Genomic DNA, 22,368 nt, shown 5'->3' with positions numbered 1-22,368 from the left:
GGTATGCATCAGGGCCCTTCGTCGTCGTACGGCCCGGGAGGCAAAGGCTCCGTCTCGGGCGACTGCGCTCGTTTCAGGCCCCGTTGGATGGCGCTCAGCGCGCGGGCCGACGCGTCGGGGGAGATGACGCTCTCGTCGGGCTCCCCGCCCTCGCCGAACTGGGCGGCCTCCTTGCGCAGTTGCTGCGCGAGGGCGGCCCCACGGGTACGCCGTGGCAGTACGTCGGGGGTGGTCAGGGGGGAGTTGCCGGTCATGGGTGCCGCCGCCGGGGGGGTCGTGGGGCGGGTCTGCTGCTGGTACTGCTCGGCTGCCGGGTTCGCGGCGGTGTCGTAGCCGTACTCCGGGGAGAACGGAGCCTGCGGCGGTTCCTGGTAGGAGGGGGAAACCGCTTGCTCCGCGTACAGCCCTGTATCCCCCGGGCCGTAGGGCCCGGGTGCCTGCGGGGGGTACGGCTCGTAGGTCGCCTGGTACGCCGCCGGGTCCTGGGGGGCGGCGAGGCCGCTGCCGTAGGTCTGGGAGGAGGCGTTGTCATAGGACGCGCTGTCGTAGGAGGCGACGGGTTCGGCGGGCGGGGCCTCGTAGGCCGGCTGCTGGTAGCCGTACGGCTGCTGGGGCTCGGGGTGGCCCGCGACCGGGGGCAGGAGGCCCGCGCCCGCGTACTCGGGGAAGCCGTCGTAGTCGGCCAGCCGGCTGTGGGTGGGCAGGTCGAAGCCGGTCGAGGTGAGCGCGCCCGCGCCGACCAGGACCTGTTCGACCCCGGCGGGCGCCTGGTCGGCGCCGGCGATGCCCGCGCGCTCGGCCCCGGGGAGGGCGGCGTCCATCGTGGCCGCGGCCGCGGCCTGGAGCTGGTCGAGGACCGGCGAGCCGACCTCTTCGAGCAGGTCGACGGGGACGAGGACGATGCTGAGCGTGCCGCCGTAGACGGACTCGCGCAGTTCGACCTTGATGCCGTGGCGCTCGGCGAGCTTGGCGACGACGAAGTGGCCGAGGCGGGGGTCCTCGCCGAGGGCGGTGAGGTCCAGGCGCGGCGGGTTGGCCAGCAGCTGGTTGGCCTGGTGGCGCTGGGCGGGCGGGATGCCGAGGCCGTGGTCCTCGACGTGGATGGCGAGGCCCTTGGCGACCCGGACCGCGCTGACGGCGACCTGCGTCTCCGGCGGGGAGAAGCTGGTGCCGTTCTCGATCAGCTCGGCGAGCAGGTGCGTGACGTCCGAGACGGCGCGCGCGGCCAGGGCCGTACGGCGGTCGGCGGGGGCGTTCTTGACCTTGACCCGGGTGTACGCCTCGGTCTCGGCGACGGAGGCGCGCATGACGTCCGTGATGGGGACTGCGGCGTTGGTGCGGCGGCCGGTGGGCGTGCCGCTGAGGATCATCAGGTTCTCGGCGTGCCGGCGGGCGCGGGTGGCGAGGTGGTCGACCTTGAAGATGTCGTGCAGGAGGTCGGAGTCCTCGTGCTTGCGCTCCAGGTCGTCGAGGAGGGCGATGAGGCGGTGCAGGAGGATCTGGGTGCGCCGGATGAGCTGGGCGACGACCTTCTCGGTGCCCTCGCGGCCCATGTGCTGGCGGATCGCGGTGTCGGCGGAGACGAGGGCGACGCGGTCGATGACGGCGGCGAGGCGGGCGATCTCCTCGGAGCCGCGCCGGCGGGTGCCGAGGCCGAGTGCGCTGCCGGGGTCGACACGCTCGCCCTTCTCGATGCGGGCGAGGACCTCGGGGAGGCGGCGGCCGGCGATCTCCTCGGCGTAGGCGTGCAGGTCGCGCAGTTCGTTCGCGGCGGCCCGCTTGCGGCGCCGGGCGACGAGCCAGGCGGCGAGGACCGGGGCGAGGGCGGCGACGGCGCCGGTGAGCGCGCCGATCAGGAGGGCGTCGGCGCGGACGCCGATGACGGCGGCGAGGTCGACGGGAGTGGCCGTGACGTCGGCGGTGTCCTGCCGGAACGTCGCGGGGACGGTGTGTGTCTCGGCCGCCTGCGCGAGGTCCGCGCGCAGCGCCCGGTACTCCTCGGTCAGCGCGTGGTCCTCGGGCGTGCCCGTCCGGGACATGTCGGATATACCGGATATGCGAGATGCCGAGGGCTCGGGCAGGACGAGGCGCTCGCCGGCCGTGGAACCGAGCAGGACCGCGGGTGCGTCCAGCCCTGCGAGGGAGAGCGAGTGGGTGGTCACGCGGTCGGCGTCGGCGTGGCTCTGCTCGTCGGCCGCGTGGGCCGCGGTGGAGCCCCACAGGCAGGTGAGGCAGACCGCGGGGACCACGAAGGGAACGACGAACGAGGAGCGCAGTCGCGGACTGCGGGTGGCGGAGCGGTTGCGGTTCCGCCGGTCGCGGATGCCTGGCATCTGATTCCTCGTACAGCAGCGACACACCTGGACCGGCGGACGGTGGGACCCTAGTGCGGGGCTTTCCCGTCCGTCCGGTTTACTCGGCGTGTTCGAATGTCGGCGATGAGCTGCACCGTATCAGGATCATGGCGCAGCGTCAGCATACGCCTGAGGCAACTTCCGCACGTCACGGCACAGTTGACACCGGCACAAGCCCGCCGAAGGGCGGGCAGGTCCGGGCAAGGGGTCACAGGAGGGCGAGGAGCTTCGGTGTGAAGAGCGCACTCGCCGGGACGATTCCGGCAACCGAGTCGAAATAGATCGAGGTGAGCTCCTCGTCCTGCTGGACCGCTCTGAGCAGTGACAGCCTCTGCTCGTGGGGGTCGAGGCGGGCAGCGCCGAGGGTCGCCTCGTAGCCGCCCATGAGGGCCTGGTCGCGGTCCTCGCTGAAGTCCTTGAGGGCCGTGTCGAGGACGGCGGGGTCGTCGCCGAGGGCGTCCACGAGACGCCCGGTGAGGAGTTCGACCTGCCGGTAGCCGTCGCTGATGCCGCGCGCGGTGATGGAGTCCTTGTGGTGCCCGGCGTCGCCGACGAGGACCCAGCCGGGCCCGTTGGCCTTGCGGAAGAAGTTCTGCTGGCGCCCGGTGCCGCGCAGTTTCTCCAGGGGCTCGGTGCCCTCGATCCGCGCGTACAGCTCGGGCGCGGTCTCCTCCACCTGTTGGAGGTAGGCGGCCTGGGCGTCGGCGCGGACGTCCTGGTAGCGGTCCTGCGGGAAGTAGGCGAGGACCAGGGTGGCGTCGCCGTGGGTGGGGACGGCGGCGACCCAGCTGCGGGGCTTCTCGTAGAGTTCGAGGGCGTCCGTCACCTTCGGGTAGTACGCGTAGTACGCGCAGGTCAGGCGGGGGTGCTCCACGGTGTACGGCGCTCCGACCAGGGCTCCGACGGTGGAGCGCATGCCGTCCGCGCCGATGACGAGGCGCGCGGTTTCGGTGAAGGTCTTCCCCCCGGATCTTCCCCGTACCCCCACGACCCGTCCCGTGTCGTCGTGCAGCAGCCCGTTCACTTCGTACCGTTCGCGGTATTCGGCGCCGCTCTCCACAGCCGCGTCGATCAGCAGCGGGTCGAGGATGTTGCGGCGCGGGGAGTACGCCGCCCGCTGGCCCTCCACACCCCGCGCGCACCCTTCGAGTCTGATGTCGTCGACCTCGTAGCGGACCCGCTCGATGGGCGGGCACCCGGTCGCGCGCAGCGCGTCGAGCAGGCCCCAGCGCGCCAGGGCGGCGACGCCCGGCTGGTGCAGCAGATGGGTGGAGAGCGTGTCCGTGCCGTAGGCCGCCTTGTCCAGCATCAGGACTCGGAACCCGGCTCGGGAGAGCAGCATGGCGGTGGGAGCACCGGCGCAGCGCGCCCCCACCACGATGGCGTCGAACATGTCGGAGCCTTACATGTCGGCAACTAGGGGATGAGGTGTGGGGGGTGGGAGAAGCTGGGGGCTTCTCCGGTTGTCACAGGCCGTGCCCCAGCGAGGCGAGCAGGGCTCGCCGGTCGATCTTCCCGTTGGCGTTGAGCGGCAGTTCGTCGAGGACGGTGATGCGCCGGGGCATCATGTACGGCGGCAACTCGCCGCCGAGTGCCTCGTACAGGGCGTCCGGGGTGCGGTCGGTCCCGGTGACGGCGGCCAGCAGCTCCGGTTCGCCGTCGGCCGCGGTCGCGGCGACCACGGCGGCGTCGCGTACGCCGGGCCGGCGGCGCAGGGCGGCCTCGATCTCGCCGAGTTCGATGCGGTGGCCGCGGATCTTGACCTGGTGGTCGGTGCGTCCGAGGTGGACGAGGGCGCCGTCCCTGCGGGCGACCCGGTCTCCGGTGCGGTACCAGTGGCCGTCGGCGGGCGGTCCGTCGGCGGGGCGCAGGTCCTCGGTGAGGAAGCGTCCGGCGTTCTCGGCGGGGTCGAGGTAGCCGGCGAAGCGCAGGGCGCCGCGCACGCACAGTTCGCCGCTCTCGCCGGGGGTGCCGTCCTCGTCGAGCAGCACCGCTTCCACGCTCGGGTGGGGAGTCCCGATGGGGGCGGTGCCGTTGGGGGTGTCGGGCCAGTCGGCGGGGTCGTCGGGCAGGAAGTGGCCGGTGCAGGAGATGGTCGCCTCGGTGGGGCCGTACAGGACGTCGACCCGGCTGCCGGGGGCGGCCGCGCGCCATTCCCGTGCGGCGTCCAGGTGGAGGGGTTCGCCGCCGAAGACGCTCCACTCCAGCGTGGGCATGGCTCCTGGGGTGAGCGTGCCGAGGCGGGAGGCGAAGGAGATGAGGGAAGGGACGGAGAACCAGTGGGTCAGGCGCAGGGTGTTGACGGTCCTGACGGGTGACATGAGCTGGGCGCGGCGGGGCACCACGAGCGTGCCGCCTGCGGTCCAGGTCACGAAGAGGTCGTGCACGGAGCCGTCGAAGGTCAGCTCGAAGCACTGGGAGAGACGGCTGCCGGGTCCGATGCCGTAGCGGCCGGCGAGGTCGTCGAGGTAGGCGCAGATGTTGCGGTGTGCGATGGGCACGCCCTTGGGGCGGCCGGTGGAGCCGGAGGTGAAGACGATGTAGGCGGCGTCGTCGGGGGCGGGCGCCTCGTACGGGCCGGCGGGGGCGTCCGGCTCGGACCAGGCCAGGGCCTCTTCGGCGGCGACGGTGACGACGGGGACGCCGACGGAGCCGATGCCCTCCTCGGCGGCGTCGGCGAGGATCAGGTCGAGCCCGGCCGCGCGGCCGATCTCCGCGATCCGGACGTCGGGGTGCTCGGGGTTGAGGGGGACGACGGCCGCGCCCGCCCGCAGGACGGCGAGCCAGCCGACGTAGGTGGGCAGGGTGCGCGAGACGAGGAGGCCGACCCGTTTCACCTGGCCGATTTTTTCGGCCAACTCATCGGCCGCGGAACGGAGTTGACGGTACGTCAGCTTGCTTCCGGCGACTTCGAGGGCCGTTTCGTCCGGGTACCGCTCGGCGGCGCGGGCGAAGCGGCCGTACAGATCCTGCGGTCGGCTCATCGGGTGGCCGCCTGGAGGGCCCGCGTCCACGTGCGCAGTTCGCCCACGGTGCGGACCTGGCCCAGTTCCTCGGGGTCGACGTCCTGGCCGGTGCGTTTGGCGAGGTCGACGACGATGCGCAGTTTGGCGAGGGAGTCGATGCCGATGTCGGTGAGGGTGGAGTCCTCCTCGAAGGCGGTGCGGGCGTGCTCGCTCAGCACCCAGGAGGCGAGGTCGTCGCCCTCGGACCCGTCGCGCTCACCGGTCCAGTACCGCTTGGTCTGCCAGGGGTAGCCGGGGACGGGGACGTACCGGCCGCCCTTGCCGACGGCGGCCTCCCAGTCGACGTCCTCGCCGACCGTGTAGTGCGCGGCGAGGTCGGCGAGGGGCCCCTCGGCGTGGGCGGCACCGCTGATGAGAGCGTCGCGCAGGTCCTTGTGGGTGGCGCCGACGACGGCCAGCCGGTGGCCCTCGTGGTGGTCGCGGCGCAGGGCGGCGGTGTGGCAGATGTCCCGGACGCTGTACGCGGCTCCCGCGCCGTCGGGGGCGAGGTGGCGGACGTAGGCGGCGACGAGGTCGGTGAGCGCCTCGGCGCTACGCGCGGAGAGCGCCAGCAGGTAGGGGGTGTCGGCGGGCTCGGGCTCCTCGGCGGCGGCGGACGGGGCGGCCTCGCTGAGGACGACGTGGGCGTTGAGGGCGGCGGAGCCCTGGCCGGAGACGCCGGCGTAGGCGGGGCGGCCGTCGTGCTCGGGCAGGTCGAGGGCCTCGCCGGGGACGCGGACGGGGAGGGCGTCCCAGTCGAGGTCGGGGCGGGGGGTGCTCAGGTGCAGGCTCGCGGGTATCCGGCCGTGCTCCAGGCAGAGCACCGCCTTGATGATCCCGGCCATGCCGCCGGCGGCCTCGGCGTGGCCCACGTTGGTCTTCACCGAGCCGACGAGCAGCGGCCGGCCGGCGGGGCGTCCGGCGCCCAGCACCTCGCCGAGGGCGGTGAGTTCGAGGGGGTCGAGGGAGGGGGAGCCGGAGCCGTGGGCCTCGACGTAGTCGACGTCGGCGGGGTTCACGCCGGCGTCCTCGTAGGCCCAGCGCAGGACGTCGAGCTGGCCCTGGAGCGAGGGGTTGAGGACGGTGTCGCTGGTGCGGCCGTCGTTGCCGACGGCGCTGCCGCGGATGACGGCGCGGATGCGGTCGCCGTCGGCCTCCGCGCGGTCGAGGCGCTTGAGGACCAGGACGCCGACCGCGTCGCCGGGCGCGTGGCCGTCGGCCGCCGCGTCGCCGAAGCGGCTGCGTCCGTCGCGGGAGTGGCCGCCGGCCTGGCTCATCACGATGGCCTCGTCGGGGCGCAGCACCAGGTTGACGCCGGCCGCGAGGGCGAGCGGGATCTCGCCGGAGCGCAGGGACTGCACGGCCTGGTGGACGGCGACGAGGGAGGAGGAGCAGGCGGTGTCGACGACGACGCTGGGGCCGCGCAGGTCGAGGAAGTGCGAGAGGCGGGCGGGCAGCAGGGAGCGGAAGTTGTTCAGCTGGGCGGCTCCGGCGCCGTCCGCGCCCTGGCGCAGGGCGATCTCCAGGTAGTCGGAGCGGGCGTTGCCGACGAAGACGCCGGTGCGGCTGCCGGCGAGTTCGGCGGCGGTGCGGCCAGCGTCCTCCAGTGCCTCCCAGGCGGTCATGAGCAGCAGGCGCTGCTGGGGGTCCAGTTGGACCGCTTCTGCCTCGGACATGCCAAAGAAGGCGGCGTCGAACTCCCCCGCTCCCGCGACGTAGCCCGCGCGGCGGGCGGTGATCTTGCCCGGGGCGCCCTTGACGGAGTGCAGGGCGTCCGCGTCGTAGCGCTCGGCCGGGGTGTCCCCGGTGGCGTCCACTTCGTCGAGCAGCAGCTCCCACAGTTCGTCGGCGCCGCCGGCGCCGGGCAGCCGGCAGGCCATGCCGATCACCGCCACGCAGCGGGTATCCGCCTCGCAGCTGTTCATGAGCTGACTCCATTTCATACTCGGCCACCGTCGTTACGCGGCAGTAGTGTTGATCTTGCCCGCAGGGCGGCGAAAAGACGACGAGATCTCGGCAACACCTCAGGCCGAAGGCGTACGCCATGGACGACGGCCGTCACCGCGGCGCGACGGCGCGCGCGACGGCCGACGAGGTCGAAGGGACAGACCCACGCCCGGCAGGCGTGCGCCTAGGGTCTGTTCAGCCTGCGCGGACCCCCCGCTCCGCGCACCGGTCCCCCACCGGGACGGCTCTCCCCCCTGCGCCGGGCGCGTCCCCCCTGGACAGGAACGCCGCACATCCGGCTCGACACCCCATTTTCAGACACACTTTCGATTCCTCGATGTCATGGCGAGTCGAACACGCTAGCGTCGAAAACACGCCCGTCGCACGATTGTCGTATGCCTCAACCACATCGCGCGACGGCCGCCGCAAGGAATGACGGGAAGTGATCGGCGCTGGTTGAAACACGGTGCTTTTTGGACAGAATCGAAAGTTGAGCACCCGTCAACCAGGCTCCCGGGCCCGCATGGCAAGGTCTTCTTCCGCCAACCACCCCAGGTGACAAGCTGGTTACGGATGCTCCGGAAGTGACCGGGATCGCTCCGGGGGGTGACTCACGGCACCCGGAGTTCTGCTTTGATCTGATCTCATGGACTCCCTCTCACCTGAAGAACTCCGTCTCGCGGGCGAGCAGCGCCGGCTGCGACTGCAGATTCTCGGCCTCAATTCGGTCGGCGCGGAGGCCACCTTCGACCGGGTGGCGCGGCTCGCGGCAGGGTTCACCCAGTCGCCACTGGCCATGGTCAACTTCATCAGCGACGAGCAGCAGATGTTCCGCGGCATGTACACGCCCCCCAGCGACCCGGGTGCGCGGACCGACGCGGCGGGCAACGCGGTCACCTTCGACCTCAGCAACCTCACCCGTGAGGCCCCCGGGGACTACGGCTTCTGCCCGCACGCCGTCGCGATGGGCTCCCAGCTCGCCCTCGACGACGTGTTCGACTACCCGCGCTTCAAGGGCAACGCGCTGGTCAACGACCTCGGGGTGCGGTCCTACCTCGGCACCCCGCTGCGCGACAACACCGGCATGATCCTCGGCACCGTCTGCGTGGCCGACTTCAAGCCGCGCACCTGGGACGCCGGGATCCGCCAGAGCATGAAGGAGCTGGCCGACACGCTGCTGTCGGAGTTCCGGCTGCGCGACAGCCTCCTCGCCCAGCAGCAGGAGCTGTTCGCGGTGTTCGACGGGGCGCCCTTCCCGATCATGCTCACCGAGGGCCCCGAGCACCTGCTGCGCTACGCCAACGGCAAGCAGGGCCAGGCGTTCGGCATGGTCCCGCAGTTCAGCCGCGGCCGGCACGTCCTGCCCGGCCTTGAGGCGATCGGCGTGTTCAACGCCATGGACGACGCGTTCCGCAGCGGCCAGACCACCACCCTCGGCGGCGGCCGGATCAAGACGTACGACTCGCCGTCCCCCCAGGAGTTCGACTTCCTGTGCACGCCGGTGCGGACCTCCCCCAGCGCGCCGGTCAGCGGGATCCTCACGGTCGCCATGAACGCGGGCGGGCACAGCTCCGTCAAGCAGTCCCACGCGTTCGCGGCCAACGTGCAGCAGCGGTTCGAGCAGATGGGCAACGGCGCGATGAGCGGCGCGACCAGCCCGGTGGACTTCTTCGGTCCGCGCCACTGAGACACCCGGGGGTCCGGTGGAGGGCGTGCGGCGGGTCAGCCCCGGTCGATGCGGTAGGGGTCGCCGTACACCTTCCACTCCAGGGGTGGGGTCAGGTCCAGGTTTCCCGCGCGCAGGAAGAGGCGTTGCGCGGTGTCGACGCGGCTGGTGTCCCGGTGCGCGGGTTCCCGGCGCATCGCCGCCACCCGGGCGTCGAGGAAGGCCGTCAGGTACGCCGTCTCGGTGCCGCCCCGCGCGGGGGTGCGCGCCCGGCGCCGGGCCTGTTCCCGGACGGCGTCGAACCCCGACTCGCCGTGCATGACGTACGCGTCGAAGTAGGCGAACTGCCCGAGCGCCCGCAGCCCGTCCGCCCTGCCCCGGCGTACCGCCGGGGTGAAGCAGACGCGGTCCCGCTCGTCCTCCTGGGCACGGCGGAACACGGCGTCCCGGGCCGCGACACGCCAGTCACGCACGAAGAACGGGTCGAGCCCTCGGTGCGACGCGCCGCCCGACACGGCGCGCAGGGTCGGGAGATGGCGCGCGAGGACGTTCCCCGGCCTGCGGCGGGTGTACAGCTCGACCAGCTTCAGCATGTCGCCCGTGCCGGAGCAGAAGCCGATGATGCCGGCGGTGTAGCCGCGGCCGTCGTGGATGTCCTCGATATAGGGGTACTGGGACCGCCAGTCGAGGGTGGAGTTCTCTGCGCTGGAGACCAGTTGGAGCGCGAGTTCCTTCTTGGCGGGGGTGTCGAGGGCCAAAGGTGCGGCCCGGAAGGGCGACACGCCGAAGAAGGGGAGGGCGAGAACGCCGCGGCGGCTGATCGCGTTCATTCCATCAGCCCCGCCGCCAGCGCCGCCCCCAGCTCCCAGCACGCCTCGACGTCCCCCTTCGACGGCTCCCCGGTCACCGTCACCGGCTCCACCGCACGCCGCCAGCCCAGCCCCGTCGTGATCGTGTCCAGCGCCCGCAGCGCGCCCGTGACGTCGTTGCCGCCGTGGACGTACGCGCCGTAGGGACGGCCCCGGGTGGTGTCGAGGCACGGGTAGTACACCTGGTCGAAGAAGTGCTTGAGCGCGCCGGAGAGGTATCCGAGGTTCGCCGGGGTGCCCAGGAGGTAGGCGTCGGCGGCCAGGACGTCGGAGGCGGTGGCCGCGAGGGCCGCTCTGCGGACGACGCGCACGCCCTCGATCTCCGGTGCGCTCGCGCCGGAGACGGCCGCCTCGAAGAGGGCCTGGCAGTTGGGCGAGGGGGTGTGATGGACGATCAGCAAGGTGGGCACGCCCGTACCGTGCCCGCGCGGAAGGGGCGCCCGCAAGTCGGCACGACCGGCGTGCGCGCGCCCCTGGGCCCTGTGCCGGTCAGCGGGCCAGCGCCGCGATCTCGGCCGCGTCCAGGCTCCTGCCGTACACGCGGACGTCGTCGAGGGCGCCCTTGAGGTACGGGTCGGCGTACTGCGAGCGGCCGAGGTAGGCCGCGCGGATGTGGCCGCCGAAGTGGCGGGGCTCGACGGTGACGGCGGTGTTGCGGCCGGCCTCGGTGCCGTCGACGTACAGGACGGCGGTCCCGGCGCCGTAGGACACGGCGACGTGGGTCCAGCGGTCGGTGGCCAACGGGGGTGCGTCGACGCGCTGTTCGGCGCCGGCGCCGCCCGCGGTGATCGCGAACCGCAGGGTGCCGGAGTCGCTGCGCGGGGTCAGGAAGAGGTTCGCGGTGACGCCGGTCCCGAGGTCGAAGATCCTTGTCCAGGCGGCCGGTTGGCCGGAGAGGCGGACCCAGGCCGCGACGGTGTAGGCGGACGCGCCCGCCAACAGGTCCTCGGCGAGGGCGACATGGCCGTTCGTCCCGTCGAGGGCGACCGCTCCCCCGGTGCGCCCCTGCGTCCAGCTCGCCCCGCCCGCCAGGGTCGCGGCCCTGCCGTTGCCGGTGGCGTCGGCCGCGCTCGTGCCGGACGTCTCGTCGAACTTGTGCCAGGCGGCGAACGGCGGTGGCGGGGGCGTGGGTTCGCCGGTGCGCCAGTACACGGAGTAGTGCTCGTGGTGGACGCGGGCGATCGGCAGGAGGGTGACCTGTTCACCGTCGGCGGTCGCTGTGAACCGCAGCGGATCGGCGGACTCCCGGCGGACGCTGGCCAGGTCGAGCTGGGGCATCCACGGGTTGGCGCGGTCGCCGTAGAGCCCGGCGAGGACGACCGGGCCGTGCAGGACGGCGCGGACGCCCGGGTCGTCGGGGGTCGCCTCGACGGTCGTGCGCAGCGGGAGGGTGACCTCGACGCGGTCGCCCTGGACCCAGGCGCGGTCGAGGGAGAACCAGGTGCCGGGCGCCGGGCGGTCGGGCAGGGCCGTGCCGTTGAGCTGGACGCGGGCGCCCTCGGCCCAGGCGGGGATACGGACGACGAGGGTGTGGCGGGCCTGTCCCGCGGTGACCGTGAGGGTGGTCGTGTCCTGGTCGGGCAGGCGCGTGGTCTGGCGCCAACTGATCCCCTTCGCCTTCCAGTTCACCTCCGAGGGGATGAACAGGTTGACCAGGAGCCGCTGTTCGTCGTGCGTGTAGACGGTGTCGGCGAACTTGGCGTGGGTCTCCATGCCGGTGCCGTGGTCGCAGGAGAAGTTGGTGTAGTCCGTGGAGTAGGCGTCCTCGGGGCTCATGAAGGACGGCTGGCGTTTGACGGAGCCGGGGGCGAGGCCGGTGTAGTAGATGTTGAAGCCGTGCGCCGAGTCGGGGTCCTGCTCGCCGAGCATCTGGTTGAAGAGGGCGCGCTCGTAGTAGTCGAGGAGGTCCGTGCGGTCGGGGGCGTGGAAGTGCAGCAGCCGGGTCAGCTTCAGCATGTTGTAGCTGTTGCAGTTCTCGCAGGTGCTGTCCGACAACTGGCCCGCGATGACGTCGGGTTCGTGGAAGCCCTCGCCGTTGCTGTTGCCGCCGATGACATAGGTGTGGTGGTCGGTGACGATCCGCCAGAAGTTCTCGCCGATCGTGCGGTAGCGGGCGTCGAGTCCCTCCTCCCACATCCGCAGCGCGCCCACCATCTTCGGGATCTGCGTGTTGGCGTGCAGCCCGGCGAGCCGGTCCTCACCGCGCGCGAGGGGGTCGAACACCCGGGCGTGGGCGAAGCGTTCGGCGACGGTGAGCCAGCGGGCGTCGCCGGTGACCGTGTGCAGGTCGGCGAGGACGTCGTTCATCCCGCCGAACTCGGTGTCCAGCACCCGCTGCATCCGCTCGTACGACAGGTTCGCCGTCCGCCGGTCCACCCAGGCCGCCTTGCGCAGCAGGACGTCCAGGGCCTGGTCGTTCCCGGACAGCCGGTACTGGTCGACGAGCCCGGCCATGATCTTGTGCAGCGTGTAGTACGGCGCCCAGACGCCGGTCCCCGCCTCCAGCCGGTCGAAGAAGCTCTCCGGGAACGCCGACAGATACCCGGCGTTGAACCCGGCCGCCGTCGACCTGGCCTGGCACTCGGCGAGCGCGGCGACCAACCGGCGCCCCTTGTCGCGGAGTTGGGTGTCACCCGTGTTGGCGTGCGTGAGGGCGAGCCCCGACAGAAGGTGTCCGGTGGAGTGACCGCGCAGTTCGACGTTCGGCCCCTCCCAGCCGGAGCAGGGCTGCGCGTTGGACGGCAGTCCGACGTTCAACCGGAAGGTGTGCAGCAGCCGGTCGAGATCGACGAACCGCAAGTAGGCCGTGTTACGGCGCTGGTTGTCCCGGAACGGTCCGTCGAGAAGCTGGACATCCGTGAGGGGAAAGGGAGTTGCCGAGGTGCCGGGAGCGGCGTGGGCCGCCGCCGTGGGGATGCCGGTCAGCGCGAGGGTGGTCGCTGCCGCGAGGAACGGGCGTCTGCCTATGGGGGTCAACAGTGCCTCCGCCGTACGGTTCGAGATATCGAATGTCGGGCGATCCGCTGTGCGGGTCCACGGTAGGCACCGGGTCGGTGGTGTCAACGGGGTCAGGGAGGCATGGGTGATTTCCGGTCTCCGGGCTCTTTTCGGGGTCGCCGAACGGCGGCTCCGCACCGATCAGTACGGCGCCGAAAGGCGCTCTGTTCAACGCCAACTGCGGTTTCCTGGCCGGAATTTCCGACACTCGGGGGCAGAAGCGCACAGATGACGGAGCGTTTCGGAGGGAAGTGACCCTCGACCGTGCGAGAGCGGTCGATGACGGTGTGTACTGTGCTGCGAGTGCCCCACCGGGGTGCCCGTGACCTCTTCCCCTGCCCGTGTGTTCTCGTCGGGCGCCCGGCCCTTCCTGGATACCGATTCGATGATCGAACTACCGGACCTGGCCGTCGGTGGTCTCGCCGCCGGCACACTGTCCGCGCTCGTTCTGGGCGGCGGCCTGCTGCGCGCCAGACGTCAACAGGCCCGGCAGCGGGCCGAGATCGCCGCGCTGCGCACTCAACTCGACGGTTCCGTGCGGGCGTTCACCGCCGAGGTGGAGCACCTCGCGGGGCTGCGGGTGCCCGCGGCGGCCCGCCGGCTCGCCCATCCGCACCTGGAGATACCCGGCCCGCTCCAGCCGCTCACCGTCGGGACACCGCTCGGGGTCGCGCTGGAGAAGGTCCTCGAAGCGCTGCGCGTCGAGGTCACCGCCCAGCGGGGCAGGGTCGACGCTGCGGCGCAGGCCGGGATGCGGGGCGCGACCCGCGAGATCCAGGCGGCCCTCTACCGGCTCCAGGACGCCCTGCGCGGACTCCAGCAGCAGTACGACGAACCGGAGTTGGCGCAGACCCTGTTCCGGCTCGACCACGAGAACGAACAGTCGCTGCGCCGGGCGCAGGTGACGGCCGTGGTCTGCGGGGCGTGGGTCGGGCTCGCCCGGGAGGAGTCGCACCTCGTCGACGCGGTGACCGGAGGTCAGGCCCGGCTCGCCGGGTACCACCGGGTCACCGTCCACAACCACCTCGAACCCGGCACCGCGCTCGTCTCGCACGCCGTGGAGCCCGTCGCGATCATCGTCGCCGAGCTGCTCGACAACGCGCTGCGGCACTCCGCGCCCGACACCGACGTCGTCGTCGGGCTCGAACACGTCCACCACGGGGTGTGCGTGACCGTCGACGACGCGGGCGTCGGCATGACCCAGGACGAACGCGAGCGTGCCCAGCGCCTCGTCGCCGGGGACACGCCGATCCACCTCACGGAACTCGGCGACCCGCCCCGCATGGGGCTCGCCGCGATCGGCCGCCTGACCCGGCAGTTCGAGCTGACCGTCGACCTGACGTCCGCGTCGCCGTACGGCGGGGTCCGGGCGGTCCTGCGGATCGGCACGCACCTGCTGACCCGCCTCGACCCGACGCGTCGGCCCCCGTCGGTGAGCGCGCCCCGGACGACCCGCAAACACCCCGAGGGACGGGACGTACCCGGCACGCCGGCGCAGGCGCCGGTACCGCCCACTCCCCCGGCCCCGCCGCCGCCCCCGCCCGCGCCCTCACCTCCGGCACCGCCGCCGCCCCCGCAGCCGGCGCCCGTACCGGCTCCGCCGCCCCCGGCGACACCGGCACCCGTCGACACGTACGTCACCGACCCCGACACCGCCGGCCACGACGCCCCGGACGACTTCGACTTCGGCGAGCTCCCGCAGCGCCGCCGCCGCAACCGCAGCGCGCACCCCGCGCCGAGCGGCACCACCCCGCAGGGCCCGGTCGGCGGGCAGGAGTGGTCCTCGCCGCGTCGCCCCGCGCGCACCCCCGAGGAGTCGGCGGCGGCGCTGGGCGCCCTCCAGTCGGGCACGGCGGCGGCCCGCTCGGGCCGGGACGGGACGACGCCGTCGGGCCAGACCCCCTGGACCCCTTCCGCACCGGACAACCCCGCCACCCCGCCCCGGGACGGCTCCAGCACCGAGACCCTCCGTCTCACCCCCACACCCGACTGGGACCACGACACGCCCGCCCCGCTGCTCTCCCGCCCGCCCGTCACCCCGGACCCGGCGGACGACTGGTCCAACGAGGACCCGCCGCTCCCGCCGCCCCCGCCGACTCCCGTGTGGGCCTCCCCGGACATCGACGCGCCCGAGGAGCCGGAGGATCCGGAGGAGACCCACGAGTGGCCGCAGGCCCCCGTGCCCTCCCCCGACCCGGACCTGGGCCTGGACCTCCCGGCGTCCGAGGGCACGTTCCACGCATGGCCCCCGCCCCTCCCGCTGGACCTCCCCCACGACACCCCCTACCCCACCCCCGACGACGAGACCCACGACCGCCCCGTCACCGACGGCACGTCGTACGACTGGTCCCGCGTCACCCCACCCCTCGCGGAAGCCGAGGCGGAAGCGGAGCCGGAGCCGGAACTCGACCCCGGAGCCGACCCCGACCCCGAATTCGAGTTCGTGGCCTTCTCCCTGTCCGACCCCGCCCCGACCCGCGACCGCGACCGCGATCCCCACCCCCACGAGCCCCACCAAGACCCCCACCCAGACTTCGAGCGGACCGAACGACAAGGAGGCCCCACGCGATGACCACTCCCGAGACGGGTGACAACACGGCCTGGGTGCTGGAGCCGATTCTTGAGGTGCCGCAGGTGATCGCGGCCGTGATGCTGACCCGCGACGGCCTGGTGACCGGCTACACGGACGCCCTCTCGCAGCCGTCCGCGGAGCGCGTCGCGGCGATCACGAGCACCGTCCAGGGCGCCTGCCGCACGGCCGCGGCGGCGTTCGCGGACGCGGAGCGCGCGGTCGTACGGCAGGTCGTGATCGAGTCGGACCTCGGCTACGTCCTGATCGTGCCGACGGACCACGGCACCTGCGTCGCCGCGTACGGCAACGCGGACGTCCGGCTGGATCTGCTGGCGCACCGCGTGCACTCGCAGGTCGCGCGGCTCGGCGAGAAGGCCATGGCGGCGGTGCCCCGAGGAGCCGACGACGCCGGACCCGCGTGACGGGGCGTCCGCCCGGCCGGCCGCTGGTGCCCGCGTACCTGTCCACGGGCGGGGTCGCCCGCCCGAGCCGTCCCCGCCTGGAGCGGCTCACGGTCCTGGCCCGCGACCCCGCCAGGCCTCTCCCCGAGGGGCTCTCGGCGGCCGAACTCGCCGTGCTGGACGCGCTGTCGGGGGGTGCGCTGGCGCTCGTGGAGGTGGCGGCGGTCCTGAAGCTGCCCGTGTCGGCGGTGCGGGTGCTGATCGCCGGTCTGCTGGACCGGGAGCTGCTGCTCGCCCGTGCCCCGGTCGCGTCCGCCGCGCACTACGACCCCGACCTGCTGAAGAGAGTGGCCGATGGCCTCCGCGCCCTCAAGCGTTAGCCCCCCGCATCTCCCGGACACCGCGCGGGAGTTGGTGAAGATCCTGGTGGCGGGCCCGTTCGGGGTCGGCAAGACCACCCTCATCGACTCCGTCTCCGAGATCACCCCGCTGCACACGGAGGAGCGCCTCACGCAGGCGTCCGCGCACGTCGACGACCTGGCGGGGGTGCGGGAGAAGACGACGACCACGGTCGCGATCGACTTCGGCCGGATCAGCCTGCCCGGCGGGGTGGTGCTGTACCTGTTCGGCACGCCCGGCCAGGAGCGGTTCCGGGAGCTGTGGGAGGACATCTCGTACGGCGCGCTGGGCGCGCTGGTGCTGGTGGACAGCCGCCGGATCGGGGCGTCGTTCGACGTGCTGGGGCTGGTGGAGGACAGCGGGCTGCCGTACGCGGTCGCGATCAACGCGTTCCCCGACTCCCCCCGCCACCACGCGGACGAGCAGCTGCGGCGTGCGCTGGACCTGGAGGCGGGGACGCCGATGGTGACGTGCGACGCGCGGGACGCGAACTCCTCGATCGACGCGCTGCTGGCGCTCGTCGACCATCTCATCTCCAGGGAGCCCAGGTGACCACGTACCCCCCGGACCAGCGGGACTTCTCGCGTTCCGCGCCCGTGCGGCTGTGGGAGGACGCCTTCGCGGCGGACCCGCACCGCTACTACGCGGCGCTGCGCGCGCAGGGCCCGGTGGGCTGGGCCGAACTGGCGCCGGGGATCACGGCGTTCGTGGTGACGGACCGGCGTGCGGCGCTGGAGGTGCTGCACGACGACGCCCGGTTCTCGCACGATCCGCGCGCCTGGGAGACGACCGTGCCGGTGGACTCGCCGGTGCTGGGGATGATGCGCTGGCGGCCGAACGCCCTGTTCTCGGACGGCGCGGCGCACGTCCGCTACCGCCGTACCCTCATCGACGTGTTCGACCTGGTCGAGCCGCACGACCTGCGGGCCCGCGTGCACCGGGCGGTGCGGCTGGTGGTGGGGAGGATCGGGCCGCGCGGGGAGGCCGACCTCGTCGAGGAGTTCACGCGTCCGCTGATGGCGCTGGTCTTCAACGACCTGTTCGGGCTGCCCGACAGCCAGGGCGAGCGGCTGCACCGGGGCCTGGCGCGGATGATGGAGGGCGGCCCGGACGCGCAGGCCGGTGAGGCGGAGTACGCCGGGTACGTCCTGGACCTGGTCGCCGCGAAGGCCGAGCGGCCCGGCGAGGACCTGCCGAGCCGGCTCCTGGACCATCCTCTCGGGCTGACCGAGGAGGAGGTCACCTGGCAGGTGTTCCTGACGCTGGGCGCGGGGTTCGAGCCGACGTCGAACCTGGTCGCGAACACCCTGTCGCGGGTCCTGGGCAACGACCTGTACTACTCGACGCTGACCAGCGGCGCCCGTCCGGTGATGGACGCGGTGGTGGAGGTCCTGCACCACGAGACGCCGCTCGCGAACTACGGCATCTACTACGCGCGCGAGCCGGTCGCCTTCCACGGCGTGTGGCTGCCGGAGACGGTCCCGGTGGTGGTGTCGTACGGGGCGCTCGGTCACTTCGCGGAGCGCGAGGTGACCAGCGGGCGGCATCCGTCGGACGCCTCGCACCTGTCGTGGGGCGCGGGCCCGCACGCCTGTCCGGTCAAGCAGCACACGCTGCTCATCGTCACCGAGGCCATCGAGCGGCTCACGCAGTGGCTGCCGGACCTCGAACCGGTGCTGCCGCGCGAGCGGCTCACCTGGCGGCCGGGCCCGTTCCACCGCTCCCTCAAAGCCCTGCCCGTCCGTTTCACCCCCCGCAGTCCCGACCAGCCTGGAGATCCCACGTGACCGTGACCGACCGCATCGCGATCGACCCGTTCGGCGCCGACATCCCCGCCGAGTCCGCCCGGTTACGCGCCCTGGGCCCGATCGTGCCGGTGGAGCTGCCCGGCGGGATCCCGGCGTGGGCGCCGACGGGGTACGACACGCTGAAGGAGCTGCTCCTCGACCCGCGGGTCAGCAAGGACCCGCGCAGACACTGGCGGCTGTGGCCCGAGGTGCCCGAACACCCCTCCTGGGGCTGGGTCCTCGGCTGGGTCGGCGTGGTGAACATGCTGTCGACGTACGGCGAGGACCACACGCGGCTGCGCAGGCTGGTCGCGCCGAGCTTCACGGCGCGGCGTACGGAGTCGCTGCGGCCCCGCGTCGAGGCGGTCACGACGGAGTTGCTGGACGCGCTGGAGGGCGTGGACTCGGTCGATCTGCGGGCGGCGCTGGCGCATCCGCTGCCGATGCGGATCATCTGTGAACTGTTCGGTGTGCCCGAGGAGTTGCGGGACGCGACGGGGCGGCTCATCGCGGCCATCATGGACACCTCGGACCCGTCCCCGGAGCACGCGGCGTTCGTGCAGGAGCAGATCGGCACCGTGCTGGGCACGCTGATCGTCCGCAAGCGGGCGGAGCCGGGCGACGACATGACGACCGAGCTGATCCGGATGCGCGACGAGGACGGCGACCGGCTCAGCGACGAGGAGCTGCTGTACACGCTGCTCCTGGTGATCGGCGCGGGGTTCGAGACGACGGTGAACCTGATCGGCAACGCGGTCGTCGCCCTGCTGCGCCGCCCCGAGCAGCTCGCGGCCGTCCGGGCCGGAGAGCTGTCCTGGGACGGGGTGATCGACGAGACGCTGCGGGTGCACCCGTCGATCGCGTCGCTGCCCCTCAGGTTCGCGGTCGAGGACCTGAAGGTCGGCGAGGTGACGGTCCCGGCCGGGGACGCGATCCTGACGACGTACGCGGCGGCGGGTGTCGATCCGGCGCACTACGGCGGTGACGCGGACGTCTTCGACGCGGCGCGCGGCGCGGACGACCACCTGGCGTTCGGGCTGGGTGTGCACCGCTGCATCGGGGCGCCGCTGGCCCGCATGGAGGCGTCGTACGCGCTGAGCGCGCTGTTCGAGCGGTTCCCCGGACTGGCCCTGGAGACGGACGACTTGAAGCAGGTGCCGTCGTTCATCGCGTTCGGGTGGCAGGAGATCCCGGTGCGGCCGCGGGGCTGATGTTCTCGTGGGGTGCGACCGGTCCCCCGTCCTGGTCGCACCCCCGATGCCCTGTGAACGTACACATGGTCATCCCGGGTGTGAATCGCACGGATGCCCGGCCGGGGCTCACCTGTGCACAGGGCCGCCCGGTTCGCCCCCGTTCGCCGGGCCGGAGGCGGGGTGGGTGACGTCTCCCGTGACGAGATGGGCGAGGACGACCTCGTACAGGTCGGCGCCGGGGGCGAGCAACTGGCGTTCCAGGACGGGTTCGGCGCTGCGGACGTGGTCGCGGACCGTCTGCGGGTGGATGCCGAGGGCGTCGGCGGCGCGCTCCGCGTTGCCCTGGGCGGTGATCCAGGCGCGCAGGGTGCCGCGCAGGTCGCGGGGGTCGGCGTCGAGGCGGGCGAGCAGGGTGTGGGCCCAGGTGCGCAGGGCGGGGGCGGTGAGGAGGTCGTCGAGGGTCGCCGGGGGCGCGGGTTCGACGGGTGAGTCGCGGTGGGCGAGGGCGAGGTGGAGGGCGGCGCGGGCGGGCAGCGCGGAGAGGTCGGTGCCGATGAGGGACTCGACGCGTTCCATGCGGGCGCGGACGGTGTTGCGGCTGACGCCGAGGATGCGGGCGGCGCGGACGGCGGTGAACTCCAGGCCGAGGCGGGTGGTGGCGACGAGTTCGGCGCGCACGTGGTGCGGGAGGCGGTCGAGGGGGCTGAGCAGGTCCAGGGCCCACGCGCCCAGGTCGTGGGGGTCCATGAGGCGGCGCGGGTGGGTGCGTTCGGTGTAGATGGCGGTGCGGTCGGGCCGGAAGCGGGCGACCGCGAGGGCGCTGGCGGCCTGGCCGTACGCGGTGGCGGTGCGGGCGAGGTCGTGCGGGACGCTGCCGCCGAGGTAGGTGCCGGGGCGGCGGGCGGGCAGGGCGCGCAGTCTCGCGTCGGCGGTCTCGTCGGGGACGACGACGATGACCTGCGGGTCCATCGCCGGGCAGCGGACGACGAGGGCGGCGTCGCGGGTGGCGGTGAGGATGTCCTCGGCGAGCTGGTCGCGGTCCTCGACGGTGGACTCGGCGATGTAGACGCGGGCGGTCTCGACGTCCAGCATCCCCGGCCACAGGCCCGCCGCGACCCGGCGCGCGGCGACGGTGTCCTCGACCATCAGCAGCTGGAGGATCGCGAGCCGCAGGTCGGCCGCCGCGCGGCGCAGGCGGCGTTCGGTGGCGTCGGCCTCGTGGGTGCGCAGGACGGCTTCGAGGACGGCGGCGGTGTGCGCGACGACGTCGGAGGCACGCGCGTCGAAGGGGGTGCGGCGGGCGGCGGCGAGCAGCCAGGGCCGCGCGGGTCCGGGCCGTACGACGCGTACGAGCCGCAGGTACCGGTCGTCCCCCTCCCAGGAGGCGGCGGCGACGCGTCCGGCGAGGATGTCGGCGGCGGGGGTGCCGGTCAGGGGCAGCTCGGTTCCGGCGACGGGGGTGTCGGTGTCGTCGCGCAGGGAGACCTCGGCGTCGAGCGTGCGGGCCAGCCAGTTCACGGTGGTCCGCGCGCCGTGCCCCGACGTGGGCCTCAGCAGTGCGAGGAGTTCCTCGGCCCACCGGATGCCGTCGTCGTCCCCGGCCGTCATGCGCATGCCCTCCTTCTCGCCGACCTGGGACGTTACACGGGTCCGCGCGTCGGCGCCGGAGCGGTGGGCGGCATAGGGTCACCCCATGGCGAAGTACTACGACGTGCACCCCGACAACCCCCAGCCGCGCACCATCTCGCAGATCGCGGACGCCGTCCGGGGCGGCGCGCTGATCGCGTACCCCACGGACTCCTGCTACGCGCTGGGCTGCAAGCTCGGCAGCAAGGAGGGCACGGACCGGATCCGGGCGATCCGCAAGCTGGACGACCGGCACCACTTCACGCTGGTGTGCCAGGACTTCGCGCAGCTCGGCCAGTTCGTGCAGATCGACAACAACGTGTTCCGGGCCATCAAGGCGTCCACGCCCGGGAGTTACACCTTCATCCTGCCGGCGACCCGCGAGGTGCCGCGGATGCTCCAGCACCCCAAGAAGAAGACGGTGGGCGTGCGTATCCCCGACCACACGGTCACCCAGGCGCTCCTCGCGGAGCTGGGCGAGCCACTGCTGTCGAGCACGCTGCTGCTGCCGGGCGAGGACGAGCCGATGACGCAGGGCTGGCAGATCAAGGACGAGCTGGACCACGTCCTGGACGGGGTCCTGGACTCCGGGGAGTGCGGGACCGAGCCGACGACGGTGGTGGACTTCTCGGACGGGGAGGCGCAGATCGTGCGGTACGGGGCGGGGGACGCGTCGCGGTTCGAGTGAGCCGGGTAAAGGGCGGTTCATGAGGTGAGGGGCGCCCGCCGAGGCGTTGGTTGAAACATGTAACGATGCCTGCCATGACCTCTGTACAAGGAACGTCAGTCGACATCACCACCGAGGACGGCGTCGCCGACGCCTACTTCGTCCACCCGGCCGAGGGCGGCCCGCACCCGGCCGTCCTGCTCTACCAGGACGCGTTCGGGCTGCGTCCGCACCTGAAGGGGATGGCGGACCGGCTCGCGGGCGAGGGGTACGCCGTGCTGGTCCCGAACGTGTTCTACCGGGCCGGGCGTGCGCCGGTCTTCGAACTGCCGGAGTTCATCGACTTCCAGGCCCGCCCGGAGATCTTCGGCGCGATCTGGCCGGTCATGCAGTCCCTGACCAACGAGCTGGCGATGAAGGACGCGGGCGCCTACCTGCGCTGGCTGGCGGAGAACCCGGCGGTCACCGACGGCCCGGTCGGCCTCACCGGGTACTGCATGGGCGCGCGCCTGTCGCTGCTGACGGCCGGCACGCACCCGGAGCGGGTCGCCGCGGCGGCCGGTTTCCACGGCGGCCGGCTCGTCACGGACGGTCCCGAGAGCCCGCACCTCCTCGCCGGGAACATCACGGCCGAGGTGTACTTCGGCCACGCCGACAACGACGACTCCCTCACCCCCGAGAACGCGCGGGCCCTGGAGGAGGCGTTCACCGAGGCCGGCGTCCGCCACCGCACCGAGATCTACGAGGGCTCCGCGCACGGCTACACGCAGGCCGACACCTCCGCGTACGACGAGAAGGGCGCCGAGCGCCACTGGGCGGCGCTGCTCGACCTGCTGGGCCGCACGCTCTGACACCTGCGGGGCGCTCGCGGCACCGTCCTCCGCG

At 72.8% G+C, this 22,368-nt stretch carries 17 protein-coding genes; 9 read left to right on the top strand and 8 right to left on the bottom strand.

The features are described from left to right. Positions 1-8: 8 nt before the first annotated feature. The 4 genes from ACLZOT_RS00490 to ACLZOT_RS00475 all read right to left on the bottom strand — a co-directional run bounded on the left by ACLZOT_RS00490 (position 9) and on the right by ACLZOT_RS00475 (position 7,284). Complete coding sequence (locus ACLZOT_RS00490) at positions 9-2,333, bottom strand: ATP-binding protein (protein ID WP_416966615.1); 2,325 nt, start codon at positions 2,331-2,333, stop codon at positions 9-11. Between the two features lie 229 nt (positions 2,334-2,562). Then, complete coding sequence (locus ACLZOT_RS00485) at positions 2,563-3,747, bottom strand: FAD-dependent oxidoreductase (protein WP_416966614.1); 1,185 nt, start codon at positions 3,745-3,747, stop codon at positions 2,563-2,565. A gap of 73 nt (positions 3,748-3,820) precedes the next feature. Further along, positions 3,821-5,338 (bottom strand): amino acid adenylation domain-containing protein, encoded by a 1,518-nt coding sequence (locus tag ACLZOT_RS00480; RefSeq protein WP_416966613.1) that lies wholly within the window; start codon positions 5,336-5,338, stop codon positions 3,821-3,823. Further along, a complete protein-coding gene (locus ACLZOT_RS00475; RefSeq protein WP_416966612.1) occupies positions 5,335-7,284 on the bottom strand; it encodes a beta-ketoacyl synthase N-terminal-like domain-containing protein in 1,950 nt (649 codons plus the stop codon). Before ACLZOT_RS00475 ends, ACLZOT_RS00480 begins: the two co-directional genes overlap by 4 nt. 668 nt (positions 7,285-7,952) lie before the next feature. On the opposite strand from ACLZOT_RS00475, the gene ACLZOT_RS00470 reads away from it, so the two are divergent. Continuing rightward, positions 7,953-8,993: a GAF domain-containing protein gene (locus ACLZOT_RS00470; RefSeq protein ID WP_416966611.1), complete on the top strand. Its 1,041-nt coding sequence runs from the start codon at positions 7,953-7,955 to the stop codon at positions 8,991-8,993. Positions 8,994-9,028: 35 nt separating this feature from the next. On the opposite strand, the gene ACLZOT_RS00465 is transcribed toward ACLZOT_RS00470, so the two are convergent. The 3 genes from ACLZOT_RS00465 to ACLZOT_RS00455 all read right to left on the bottom strand — a co-directional run bounded on the left by ACLZOT_RS00465 (position 9,029) and on the right by ACLZOT_RS00455 (position 12,820). Then, on the bottom strand, positions 9,029-9,802 hold the full coding sequence (locus ACLZOT_RS00465; RefSeq protein WP_416966610.1) for a chitosanase: 774 nt from the start codon (positions 9,800-9,802) through the stop codon (positions 9,029-9,031). Then, a complete protein-coding gene (locus tag ACLZOT_RS00460; protein ID WP_416966609.1) occupies positions 9,799-10,251 on the bottom strand; it encodes a flavodoxin family protein in 453 nt (150 codons plus the stop codon). The genes ACLZOT_RS00465 and ACLZOT_RS00460 overlap by 4 nt, the downstream gene beginning before the upstream one ends. Positions 10,252-10,330: 79 nt before the next feature. After that, positions 10,331-12,820 (bottom strand): beta-L-arabinofuranosidase domain-containing protein, encoded by a 2,490-nt coding sequence (locus ACLZOT_RS00455; RefSeq protein ID WP_416966945.1) that lies wholly within the window; start codon positions 12,818-12,820, stop codon positions 10,331-10,333. A 403-nt stretch (positions 12,821-13,223) separates the two neighbouring features. Here ACLZOT_RS00455 and ACLZOT_RS00450 point away from each other — a divergent pair, with 403 nt between their 5' ends. From ACLZOT_RS00450 to ACLZOT_RS00425, 6 genes are read left to right on the top strand one after another with little or no spacing between them, the layout of a single operon-like run. Then, the gene (locus tag ACLZOT_RS00450; RefSeq protein WP_416966608.1) at positions 13,224-15,410 is read left to right on the top strand and encodes an ATP-binding protein; all 2,187 of its coding nucleotides are present in this window, start codon (positions 13,224-13,226) and stop codon (positions 15,408-15,410) included. Then, on the top strand, positions 15,407-15,832 hold the full coding sequence (locus tag ACLZOT_RS00445; protein ID WP_416966607.1) for a roadblock/LC7 domain-containing protein: 426 nt from the start codon (positions 15,407-15,409) through the stop codon (positions 15,830-15,832). The genes ACLZOT_RS00450 and ACLZOT_RS00445 overlap by 4 nt, the downstream gene beginning before the upstream one ends. Next, positions 15,829-16,191: a DUF742 domain-containing protein gene (locus ACLZOT_RS00440; protein ID WP_416966606.1), complete on the top strand. Its 363-nt coding sequence runs from the start codon at positions 15,829-15,831 to the stop codon at positions 16,189-16,191. The genes ACLZOT_RS00445 and ACLZOT_RS00440 overlap by 4 nt, the downstream gene beginning before the upstream one ends. Continuing rightward, complete coding sequence (locus ACLZOT_RS00435) at positions 16,166-16,762, top strand: GTP-binding protein (protein WP_416966605.1); 597 nt, start codon at positions 16,166-16,168, stop codon at positions 16,760-16,762. Before ACLZOT_RS00440 ends, ACLZOT_RS00435 begins: the two co-directional genes overlap by 26 nt. Then, entirely contained in the window at positions 16,759-17,997 is a 1,239-nt protein-coding gene (locus ACLZOT_RS00430) for a cytochrome P450 (protein ID WP_416966604.1), read from the top strand. The genes ACLZOT_RS00435 and ACLZOT_RS00430 overlap by 4 nt, the downstream gene beginning before the upstream one ends. Next, positions 17,994-19,208 carry a cytochrome P450 family protein gene (locus tag ACLZOT_RS00425; RefSeq protein WP_416966603.1) on the top strand — a complete coding sequence of 405 codons (1,215 nt, stop codon included), beginning with the start codon at positions 17,994-17,996 and terminating at the stop codon, positions 19,206-19,208. Before ACLZOT_RS00430 ends, ACLZOT_RS00425 begins: the two co-directional genes overlap by 4 nt. A gap of 108 nt (positions 19,209-19,316) precedes the next feature. On the opposite strand, the gene ACLZOT_RS00420 is transcribed toward ACLZOT_RS00425, so the two are convergent. Further along, the gene (locus tag ACLZOT_RS00420) at positions 19,317-20,804 is read right to left on the bottom strand and encodes a helix-turn-helix domain-containing protein (protein WP_416966602.1); all 1,488 of its coding nucleotides are present in this window, start codon (positions 20,802-20,804) and stop codon (positions 19,317-19,319) included. A 79-nt stretch (positions 20,805-20,883) separates the two neighbouring features. On the opposite strand from ACLZOT_RS00420, the gene ACLZOT_RS00415 reads away from it, so the two are divergent. Together ACLZOT_RS00415 and ACLZOT_RS00410 are read left to right on the top strand one after the other, a co-directional pair. Then, the gene (locus ACLZOT_RS00415) at positions 20,884-21,504 is read left to right on the top strand and encodes an L-threonylcarbamoyladenylate synthase (RefSeq protein ID WP_416966601.1); all 621 of its coding nucleotides are present in this window, start codon (positions 20,884-20,886) and stop codon (positions 21,502-21,504) included. A gap of 74 nt (positions 21,505-21,578) precedes the next feature. Continuing rightward, positions 21,579-22,334, top strand: a complete 756-nt coding sequence (locus ACLZOT_RS00410) for a dienelactone hydrolase family protein (protein ID WP_416966600.1) — start codon at positions 21,579-21,581, stop codon at positions 22,332-22,334. The last annotated feature ends 34 nt before the right edge of the window (positions 22,335-22,368 follow it).

The organism is Streptomyces sp. 4F14, from assembly GCF_048159485.1.
Lineage (GTDB): Bacteria > Actinomycetota > Actinomycetes > Streptomycetales > Streptomycetaceae > Streptomyces.
Note: the sequence above shows the minus strand (reverse complement) of the source record. Positions and strands in the feature narration are given on the sequence as shown.